General features: G+C 44.2%; 11 protein-coding genes. 8 read left to right on the top strand and 3 right to left on the bottom strand.

Annotated elements, in window-relative coordinates; translation table 11 throughout:
- Window positions 1–333 (bottom strand): Cd(II)/Pb(II)-responsive transcriptional regulator (locus ACKLNX_RS01850; protein ID WP_412971014.1); only part of this gene is annotated, 333 nt, incomplete at its 3' end.
- 81 nt (window positions 334–414) lie between these two features.
- On the opposite strand from ACKLNX_RS01850, the gene ACKLNX_RS01845 reads away from it, so the two are divergent.
- From ACKLNX_RS01845 to ACKLNX_RS01810, 8 genes are all read left to right on the top strand, one after another.
- Window positions 415–1,056 carry a cation transporter gene (locus ACKLNX_RS01845; RefSeq protein ID WP_411694621.1) on the top strand — a complete coding sequence of 214 codons (642 nt, stop codon included), beginning with the start codon at window positions 415–417 and terminating at the stop codon, window positions 1,054–1,056.
- Window positions 1,053–1,418 (top strand): DUF3703 domain-containing protein, encoded by a 366-nt coding sequence (locus ACKLNX_RS01840; protein ID WP_412971013.1) that lies wholly within the window; start codon window positions 1,053–1,055, stop codon window positions 1,416–1,418. Before ACKLNX_RS01845 ends, ACKLNX_RS01840 begins: the two co-directional genes overlap by 4 nt.
- Window positions 1,405–2,301, top strand: coding sequence for a cation diffusion facilitator family transporter (locus ACKLNX_RS01835; protein ID WP_411694619.1), 897 nt, complete (start codon window positions 1,405–1,407; stop codon window positions 2,299–2,301). The genes ACKLNX_RS01840 and ACKLNX_RS01835 overlap by 14 nt, the downstream gene beginning before the upstream one ends.
- A 75-nt stretch (window positions 2,302–2,376) precedes the next feature.
- The gene (locus tag ACKLNX_RS01830; RefSeq protein WP_411694618.1) at window positions 2,377–2,751 is read left to right on the top strand and encodes a hypothetical protein; all 375 of its coding nucleotides are present in this window, start codon (window positions 2,377–2,379) and stop codon (window positions 2,749–2,751) included.
- A gap of 67 nt (window positions 2,752–2,818) precedes the next feature.
- On the top strand, window positions 2,819–4,147 hold the full coding sequence (locus ACKLNX_RS01825) for a TolC family protein (protein WP_411694617.1): 1,329 nt from the start codon (window positions 2,819–2,821) through the stop codon (window positions 4,145–4,147).
- Window positions 4,144–5,079: an efflux RND transporter periplasmic adaptor subunit gene (locus tag ACKLNX_RS01820; RefSeq protein ID WP_412971012.1), complete on the top strand. Its 936-nt coding sequence runs from the start codon at window positions 4,144–4,146 to the stop codon at window positions 5,077–5,079. The genes ACKLNX_RS01825 and ACKLNX_RS01820 overlap by 4 nt, the downstream gene beginning before the upstream one ends.
- Before the next feature lie 63 nt (window positions 5,080–5,142).
- On the top strand, window positions 5,143–8,253 hold the full coding sequence (locus ACKLNX_RS01815) for an efflux RND transporter permease subunit (protein ID WP_412971011.1): 3,111 nt from the start codon (window positions 5,143–5,145) through the stop codon (window positions 8,251–8,253).
- 75 nt (window positions 8,254–8,328) lie between these two features.
- Entirely contained in the window at window positions 8,329–8,745 is a 417-nt protein-coding gene (locus ACKLNX_RS01810) for a hypothetical protein (RefSeq protein ID WP_412971010.1), read from the top strand.
- Between the two features lie 186 nt (window positions 8,746–8,931).
- On the opposite strand, the gene ACKLNX_RS01805 is transcribed toward ACKLNX_RS01810, so the two are convergent.
- Together ACKLNX_RS01805 and ACKLNX_RS01800 are read right to left on the bottom strand one after the other, a co-directional pair.
- A complete protein-coding gene (locus tag ACKLNX_RS01805; RefSeq protein ID WP_412971009.1) occupies window positions 8,932–9,258 on the bottom strand; it encodes a DUF6488 family protein in 327 nt (108 codons plus the stop codon).
- Window positions 9,259–9,278: 20 nt separating this feature from the next.
- Window positions 9,279–9,809 carry a hypothetical protein gene (locus ACKLNX_RS01800; protein WP_411694612.1) on the bottom strand — a complete coding sequence of 177 codons (531 nt, stop codon included), beginning with the start codon at window positions 9,807–9,809 and terminating at the stop codon, window positions 9,279–9,281.
- Window positions 9,810–9,825: the final 16 nt, after the last annotated feature.

Here is a 9,825-nt window from a genome sequence, read left to right as displayed (position 1 = left end):
GGCCTCAACCATTTCCGCAAGGGTGGACTTCAACTCATTAAGTTCAGCTATTTTCTGGGATACCTCAACCATGTGGTCGAGTATCAAATTGTTGATGCTTGCGCAGCTCGTTTCAGGACTCTCTTTAGTTTCCAATAGCTGTGTAATTTCCGCCAAGGTCAAGTCAAGTGAGCGGCACTGACGTATGAAGCGCAACCGGCTCAATGATGATGCATCATAAAGCCGGTAATTACTATCTGTTCGCTGACAAGGACTAATGAGTTTTTCTCGCTCATAAAAGCGGATGGTTTGAATTGAACAACCGCTCTTTTTTGATAATTCGCCTATTTTCATAAAAAACGCTTTTCGTTAATTGACTCTATAGTGGGTATAGACTTTATACTAGTTTCATTAAGTATGAAAGAGGACTGTTTCATGAGCGGTTGCGGCTGCGAAGTTGAAATCCAAGATGCATCCCAAAAAAAGGTCTTGTATTGGCTATTGGGGATTAATGCGGTCATGTTTGCAATTGAGCTTGGCGTTGGCGTGCTCGCTGACTCCACTGCTTTAATTGCTGACTCGCTTGATATGCTGGCTGATGCCGTTGTATATGCGATTGGTATTTATGCAGTGGGAAAGTCTATTATTCACAAGGCCAAAGCGGCAAGAGTGAGTGGTTATTTTCAATTAATGCTAGGCGCTATTATCCTAATCGACATTATTCGTCGCTCCGTGAAGGGAAGTGAGCCGGTCTCTCATCTTATGATAGGAATGGGCGCGGTGGCCTTGGTCGCCAATGTAATTTGTTTGTTTATTATCCGCAGCCATAAAGATGGTGAGGTGCACATGCGAGCAAGTTGGATTTTTTCAGCGAATGATGTGATTGCGAATATGGGCGTTATTTTCGCTGGCGCATTGGTGCTATGGCTTGACAGCCGTCTACCAGACTTAATTATCGGTATGGTTGTTTCAGTCATTGTGCTGCGCGGGGCATGGATGATATTAAAAGATGCGAAAAGTGAATTAGCCGCTAATCAAACACTAACTGACAATGCAAATTCTGAGGGCGTATCATGAGCTATTATCAAGCGGCAAAGTCTTTTGTTGAAGGTAAACTTAAGGACTATTCCAAAGCACTTCACAATAAGCAGTATGATTCGGCATTTCATCACTTAGAAGATGCTCACGTCATCGGTCAACACTCGACTTACCTGCATTGTTTAGCACATTTTCACATGCTCAAACACTGCATTAAGCTACGCGATCCTAAAGAAACCATAGGACAGGTTGTTCGTTTAATCGGTGCATTAACGAAAACAGCCATTGGCTTTATTCCAACAGGCAACACTGGCGGGGCAAACGTTAGCCCGTTTAAAACGCTACCCATAAGCGATGAAAATCAAAAAATATTGGAGCAAATTGATTATGCACAGTCATAACCATGCAAATGACAGTGACGGCGCTTCCAATCGAATAGGCTGGGCATTTTTCCTGAATGTGGTGTTTACGATTATCGAGTTTATTGGCGGCTGGCTAACAAACAGCACCGCTATCATGGCAGATGCCGTGCACGATTTAGGTGATAGTCTATCGATAGGTACTGCTTGGGGCTTAAACAAACTCGGTGATAAAGAGGCCAATAATACCTTTTCCTATGGCTATAAGCGCTTTTCGCTGCTGGGTGCATTGATAAACGGGCTGGTCTTAATTACCGGCTCGGTGTGGATATTGTTTGAAGCTATTCCTCGTTTATCAAATCCCGAGATGCCACAAGTAGAAGGCATGTTGCTGCTTTCAATTTTCGGCATCACCGTCAACGGTTTTGCGGCCTATAAACTAAGCGGCGGCAGCACCCTAAATGAGAAGATCCTTAACTGGCATTTATTGGAAGACGTGCTTGGTTGGGTGGCTGTATTAATCGTCTCGATTGTATTGATGTTCAAACCGTGGGCAATACTCGACCCAATACTATCAATCGGTTTCACCCTCTTCATTTTATTTAATGTAATACGTAATTTAAAAGAAACATTACTATTGTTTTTGCAAGCAACGCCCGATAAGAAACAAATGGATGAGGTGCGTAATACTCTGTCAGACAGTGATGAAGTGAAAGACATCCATCATTTTCATATCTGGTCGTTAGACGGTGAGCACAATGTGATGACTGCGCATGTTGAATTAAAGCAGGATATCTCTATTCAAAACATTACTGCTTTGAAAGAGCTGCTGCGCAAAGAGTTGGCAAAATTTGATTTTGTACACACCACGATTGAATTTGAATTTGCAGATGAAGCTTGCCGCGATGAACAGGATGAGCATTAATAATGTGCATATGTTTGTGCAAATGGTTTAGCGTGCTATTATTCATGCGTTTAGTAACGGGAGTGCTTTAGCTAAATGGCTAAACATAAGATGACAAGTTACATCGTGATCATGCTGATTTTATTTCAGTCGCTCACTGCTGTCGCCAGTTCATTGGATTTTCATACCGTTGATGTCACGCATTTATCCGAAATTCACGAGCATGAAAAGGACGATGTCTCATTGTCAGATGAAAAGGCATCAAGCGTACAATCCACTTCTGATAACGCCCACAACCCGTCAGATTGTCATCACTGTGGGCATTGCCACGGCTCACACACTCAATGGGTGACTGACTCAACTGGTATGCGATATAATCCGTTGAACCAAGGTCATGCCTTTTTCTATCTGTCTAAAATAATAGACGCGCCCGTCACCCGCTTATTGCGCCCCCCGAAATTTACATCCTAACTTTATAACACATTGGTTCGCTATTCATATGGCGAGTAATACTTATTGAAAAATTAGGATGTAAACAATGATATTTTCCTCATTGAAATGCTCAATGCGCATTAGCGCTTGGGCAATATTCACTGTTGCCGCTGTTGGCGGGTCGCTTGCGCGAGCGCAAGTAGACAACAGTGACGTTAAACAAATAAATTTAGAAAGTGCCATAAAACGCACCTTAGCAAATGCACCTTTCTTACATGAATTCACTTTTAAACAAAAAGCAGTAGAGGGTGAGCTAAAAACAGCTGCGCTTAAACCAGAATTACAGGCTGGTATTGAGCTCGAAAACTTTTTGGGAACAGGGGAAGTGTCAGGGATAAAAGACACTGAAATCACCCTCACGCTGTCATCCGTCATCGAGTTTGGCGACAAGTTAAGTGCACGCTCCTCATTTACGAGTGCCAAATCACAGGTGATTGAGGCACAAAAGCAAATTCGCACCTTGGATATTCTGGCTGAGGTTACGCGACGTTACATTGATGTATTAGCACAACAAGCCATGATTGATGCGTATAAAGATGCCCAATCCTTAGCAATGTACACCTATCAGTCGGTCACGAAACGCGTCGAAGCCGGAGCCTCCCCAGCTTTTGAGCAGCAGCGTGCAAGTGCATCACTGGCTCGTGCCAGACTCGATGTACTAACCGCTGAGCAAACATTGAAAGGCCTAATTAAAAGCTTAGCCATAATGTGGGGGGAGCAATTCCCACGTTTTAATCAAGTAGAAGGTGACTTGTTTGCCTTATCACCGTCGCCTTCATTGTCAGTCTTATTTGAGCAAGTGGTTAACAGTCCCAATATCGATATTTATACACAAGAAACGAGACTGCAAGAAGCGCAAGTGCGACTAAGCCAAGCCGCTAATCAAGCTGATTTAAGTTGGACAGCGGGTATTCGTCGCATGAACGGTATTGATGAAACGGCCTTTGTGGCAGGTGTGAGTATGCCATTATTTGCAGGCGACCGAAATTTAGGCGAGTTCGAAAAGCAACAAGCAATGTTGGGGCTGTTGGAGCAACAACAGCAAGGTGCAAAGTTAACGCTCTATCACCAACTTAATACCGCATTGATGGCACGGGACAATGCTTTACTCAATGTACAAACCTTACAAAGTGCAATAATACCGCCGCTTGAAGAGGCATCGTCGCTAGTAGAACAGGCTTATCTTGATGGGCGTTATAGCTTCCTTGAATGGGTAAGTACGAGCCAAGAGCTACTCAGTGCTAAACAAGCCCTCATTCAATCAGCACGCCTAGCTCATCAGCGAGCAGCTGACATCGAGTCGCTAACATCCACGCCAATGTCCTTATCGACATCATCTTCTTTATTACATTCTTCACCGAGTAAAACGCAATGAATAGACAATTAATGATTAACTTTATCTTATCCCCAATGAAACAAGCCATGATAATAGTGGCGTTACTCCTACCATTTGTAGCCTTTAGTGGTGAAGACGACCACGGAGATGAAAAAACACATAACGATGAATTTGTCGTCATGACACAAGCTATTGCAAATGAAGTCGGTGTTACTACCGAAGTGGTGTCAGGTGGGACTTTAAACATTACGAAAACCGTTTATGGAAATGTGATCACCGACCCCGCTTCACTTAGTCATATTCGCGCTAGATTCGATGGCATCATTACACAAGTTAATGCCAATTTGGGCAGCAAAGTAAAAAAAGGCGCGACACTTGCCATTATTGAATCTAATGAGAGCTTAAAGAGCTACTCTGTTACCACGCCGTTTTCAGGTACGGTGATTGCCAGACACGCGAATGAAGGTGAGCTATCCAACGGGCAGGTGTTATTTTCTATTGCCAATTACGATGGTGTATGGGCACAGCTAAAGATTTTTCCCAATCAATTACGTGTAATCGCAGAGCAGCAAGCGGTCACGCTTAGCTTGTCAGGTGCCAAGGTAGAAAGTGTCATTAGCCACATCCTACCGTCTCCTGAAGAGCAACCCTATGTGCTTGCCTATGCAAAACTGGACAACACCTCTGGGCATTGGCCGGTTGGTGCTGCTTTGAGAGGTGATATCGCAATCAATACGATTGATGTCGATATGCTTGTGCCTAAAGCTGCGCTACAAGAATACGAAGGTAAAACTGTCGTTTTTGTGAAAGAGTGCGATGAATATCACCCAGCCCCCGTCACATTGGGTAAGCAAGATAGCAATAACGTCGAAGTCCTAAGCGGCCTGTCATTGTCGGATACAGTAGTCGTCAGCAATAGCTTTTTGTTCAAAGCTGATTTGGAAAAATCGGAGGCTGGACATGATCATTAATCTATCTATACACCATTGCCTAACAGCACTTTCTACTCACGCTTTTATATGTGAGGTAACTAGATGATTGAATCAATACTAAAACTGTCCATACAACGACGTGGACTCGTGCTAATGATGACCTTCCTCGTTATGGCGGCAGGTTTTTATAGCTACAACAAATTGCCGATTGATGCCGTTCCTGATATTACCAACGTACAGGTGCAAATTAACACCCAAGCAAAAGGTTATTCACCCCTTGAAACTGAGCAGCGCATTACGTTTGTGGTTGAGACTGCGCTTGCAGGCTTACCTAACCTTTCCTATACACGCTCATTGTCACGCTATGGCCTGTCACAAGTCACGGTGGTATTTGATGAAGGGACGGACTTGTATTTTGCGCGTAATCTTATCAACACCAAACTGGGGGCGATTAAGAGTCAGTTACCGCAAGGCTTAGAGCCTGAAATGGGACCTATCGCCACAGGCTTAGGTGAGATATTCATGTATACCATCCGCGCACAAGTTGATGCGCTCCAAGCAAACGGTGAACCCTACAACTCCATGGCACTGCGAGAAGTACATGACTGGATTGTCAAACCACAACTTGCGCTCGTAAAAGGAGTGACAGAGGTTAATGCCATTGGCGGGTATGTAAAGCAATATCACGTTAATCCAGAGCCGCTTAAGATGCTTAACTTTGGTGTAAGTTTGCCAGATATCCACCAAGCTTTAGAGCGCAACAATGCCAATCAAGGAGCAGGATTTGTCGAGCGTAATGGGCAACAAATACTGATACGCTCACAGGGGCAACTGCAAACTATTGACGATATCGAAAACGTGGTGGTTAAACGGGTGAATACTATACCTGTCATGGTTAAAGATATTGGTAGTGTGGCGATTGGAAAAGAGCTAAGAACAGGGGCAGCAACGCAAGAGGGACGAGAGACTGTTCTGGGTACTGCCATGATGATTGTTGGTGGTAATTCTCGCGCAGTCGCACAAGCGGTATCGCAAAAAGTCGCTGAAATACAATCTAGCCTACCTGATGGTATTATCATTGACCCGGTATACGACCGAACCCAACTTGTCGACAAAGCAATCAGTACCGTACAAAAAAACCTCGTAGAGGGTGCACTATTAGTCATTGTGGTGCTATTTGTGCTGCTGGGTAATATAAGAGCAGCCTTAATAACCGCTGCCGTCATTCCACTTGCCATGCTTGCCACCATCACAGGTATGGTCAATTATGGTGTGTCTGCCAATTTGATGAGTTTGGGAGCACTGGATTTCGGCCTGATAGTGGATGGTGCCGTCATTATTGTTGAAAACTGTATACGACGCTTATCTGAGTCGCAAAAACGCACTGGCACGGTGCTGCCATTGAAAGACCGTCTTGAACTCGTCTTCCAAGCCACTAATGAGGTAATACGCCCCAGCTTGTTTGGTGTGCTCATTATCACCGTGGTATATATCCCCTTATTCTCCCTGACGGGGGTTGAAGGTAAAATGTTCCACCCGATGGCGGCCACAGTCATCATGGCGCTATTAGCGGCGATGCTCTTCTCAATCACGATTGTGCCAGCAGCGGTTGCCATGTTCATGAATGGAAAAGTGAGTGAGAAAGAAAGTCCTATTATCGTGGCGGGTAAGTCTCTTTATCGACCCGTTTTACACGTCGCCCTAAAACTGAAGTGGTTTGTGGTAGTAGGTGCCGCGTCTTTAGTGGTGGTCAGTGTTTTACTGGCGACCAGATTAGGCACGGAGTTTATTCCTCAGCTTGATGAGGGCGATATTGCACTGCATGCCATGCGTATCCCTGGCACAGGTATTGAGCAAGCGGTAGCGATGCAAAAAACGCTTGAAGCAAAGCTAATGACGTATCCTCAAGTGAAAACCGTGTTCGCGAAAACGGGCACCGCAGAGGTCGCTACAGACGCGATGCCACCAAATGTGACTGATACTTTTGTGATGTTACACCCGCGAGATGAATGGCCCGATCCAACTCAATCGAAGTCTGACTTTGTTGAAACACTTGAGCACGAATTACAAGGTGTTGCAGGCAATAACTACGAATTCACGCAACCAATCCAAATGCGCTTCAATGAGCTGATCAGTGGCGTGCGCTCTGATTTAGGGATAAAGATATTTGGCGATGACTTAAATACACTCGTCAGTTCTGCAAACGATATTCTCAAGGTGCTGCAATCCATAGAAGGAGTGGCTGACGCGCGAATTGAACAAGTAGACGATATTCCGCTTTTCACTATCAATCCCAAACCTATAGCATTGGCACGCTATGGATTGGATATAAGAGATTTACAAGAGTGGCTATCGTCAGCGATTGGCGGTAATACAGCGGGACTAATCTTTGAGGGTGACCGACGATTTGAGCTTCTGGTGCGCTTTGATGAAGCCACGCGGAGTAACTTAGATGCAATTGGTAATATCCCAATTGCAACACCGGATGGGGACTTTGTGCCTTTGTCTGAAGTCGCTGACTTAGGCTTTTCTTCTGTTCCCAATCAAATTAGTCGTGAGAATGGAAAACGCAGAGTGGTGGTGACAGCGAACGTGCGAGAGCGTGACCTCGGTAGTTTCGTGAATGACGCCAAGCTGCAAATAGCGCAGCAAGTAGATTTACCGGCAGGTTATTGGTTGGACTACGGCGGCACTTTTGAGCAATTAGAAAGTGCCAGTCAACGCTTATCATTGGTGGTGCCCGCCACCTTGTTTGTAATCTTGGTATTGTTGGTCGTGGTATTTGGCTCGTTTCGCGATGCATTAATTATATTCACAGGTGTGCCACTGGCGCTGACAGGCGGGGTGTTTGCGCTGTGGTTTCGGGATATGCCGCTTTCCATATCCGCTGGCGTGGGCTTTATCGCGTTGTCTGGAATTGCGGTACTCAATGGATTGGTAATGTTATCGTTCATCAAGCAACAATTAGAGGAGAACGGTGATTTAATTGTATCGATTGTAGAAGGAGCAATTACTAGGCTTCGCCCTGTGTTGATGACGGCGCTTGTCGCTAGCTTAGGCTTTATTCCTATGGCGCTGAATGTCGGAACGGGTGCTGAAGTGCAAAGACCGCTCGCTACTGTCGTTATTGGCGGGATTGTCTCATCGACTTTACTCACCCTTATCGTGCTACCGGTGCTGTACCGAATGGCGCATGCTAAAAAAATGAAGTAGTCAGGAAGCCTCGGGTCGACAAGGCGCGAGGCTTTTTAATAATAATTACTTCATCTTTTGAAAGGAAAGTAAATTATGAAAAAATCATATACATTGACAAGATGGGCACTCTTAATAGTCCTAACGATGCCTGTTTTGGCGTGCAGCACCTCCCCTTCCCCCAGACAAACTGAAATAGTAAACTTACCAAATGAAACAATAACAATTCGCTATGTGAATGTTTATCAACGTGCAGAAATCTGGCACGTATGGGGTGAAATACAATCACTCACCCACACAAAAAAGCTGAATGGGAATGTCAGGATTTCTGTCATAGCGAATAATGGGGAGGTGCTATATCAAAAGGATACGGCATATAAAAGAAGAGTTGAGAACGGTAGACATCATAAAACTAGACATTCGAACAAAGCTATTTTCAGCGTTACATTTGAATCAATACCTGAAAATTCGAGAGTGGTTGCACAACTTATCATCGTTGAAAAAAGAAAGTAGTTGAAAAATAAAAGGGCATCGCTTTATAACGTCGATGCCCACTCTTGTTACTTAATAATCCTAGATTACTAAAGACAAGACTTAAGCACTTGCGCCAATCATAAGTAGATTCGGTACTAGCCAGATCATGTCTGAACTAGGTTTAAACGACTGCTTTATCGTTAGTTACTCAATTGCGCTTATGCATTAATTGCCATCGTTGACTCCTAGAACTTTGCCGTTCTTCGCAATTTCAAAATAAATGACTTTTTGTGTGGTTGAATTAGTAGCACTGATAATAAAACCTGTGTCCAACACGTCGCTGATTTTAACATCGTCTTTTGATAAGGATTTCCAACTTTTGTCGAGCTTTCCTACCTCATATCCAAAATCCTTAAAGGTGAGTTGTTGCACGGACTTCATGGCAATATTTATCGCAGTTTCCGGTGTAATGTCATTGTGCCCTTCGTGAGCGAATGCTGCGCTTTGTCCAAAAAATATAATAAGCGCTAATGTACGAAGAATAATTTTCATGTTGCGGTCCTATATATTATCTACTGTTTTAATCCAATAACGGTGTATTGCCCTTCAGCAATTAATTGGATAGCAACGGGCTGGTCGCTCGTATTCTTCCAATACCAACCATGTGAGCCATCAAAAGGAGCCGTAAAACTGCCTTTCATTTCAGCTAACGTGGCTATTGCATAGCTTTCAAAATAACCTGTGGTATCTCCTTCTGGCTCTCCGTGCAAATCAAAATAGAGTGGCTCGCCATCCGTTAGCCATTCATAGGTCATTTTATCGTACCGGCTCATCTGGAATTTGTATTCAATGCCTTTCCCAGCAGGGACGATTACTTCAATCACCTCCTGCCCCTGTTCAGTAGCGACAGAGCTTGATCCTGTGTCTGTTAATTCATCGTCATGATGCGCTAGAGCGGTTAAACCTAGTCTATGACCGATATGTGTCGGATCGATGTTGTATTCTGCTGGCAGAATAAAACACACAAACACCACAGCTGCGATGATGGTGGCGAAAATAGTCGACTTTACTAATGTTTTTGTACTTACTACATGTTGTGTCATTTCAATCTCTCGTTCA

The organism is Glaciecola sp. MF2-115, assembly GCF_047250385.1.
Classification (GTDB): domain Bacteria; phylum Pseudomonadota; class Gammaproteobacteria; order Enterobacterales; family Alteromonadaceae; genus Glaciecola.
This window is presented reverse-complemented; position numbering and strand designations above follow the sequence as displayed.